We start from the raw sequence: 301 nt of genomic DNA on the forward strand, positions 1-301 counted from the left end.
TCATCAGGGTGGGACTGGTCGGTCACCGTCTGAGCCGGATTGCCCACTACATTGGCTTCCACCTGAGCCTGCTTCTGTACTTGTCCATTGTTAAGGTCGTTCTGTTGTAAAATATAGGTAGCCGTATACCTCCATGTTTCGGTACCATTCAATTGTCCGTTCATGTCATCGTCGCCGGTTGGTCCGTTAATTACCAGTCCAGGGATATCGTTGTCGGTTACCACGATATTTTCTAGATTGAGACTCCCCAAGTTTGTGACTTCAAAAGTGTATTCAATACTAGTACAATTGGTATCCACGG

1 protein-coding gene is annotated in these 301 nt (G+C 46.5%); it reads right to left on the reverse strand.

The genetic code is table 11. The annotated features are described in order from the left end of the window. Window positions 1-301 (reverse strand): DUF7507 domain-containing protein (locus ACRHOZ_RS20890; RefSeq protein ID WP_431130190.1); only part of this gene is annotated, 301 nt, incomplete at both ends.

The sequence above is a fragment of the Flagellimonas flava genome (assembly GCF_050617915.1).
In the GTDB taxonomy this organism is placed as follows: domain Bacteria; phylum Bacteroidota; class Bacteroidia; order Flavobacteriales; family Flavobacteriaceae; genus Flagellimonas; species Flagellimonas flava_A.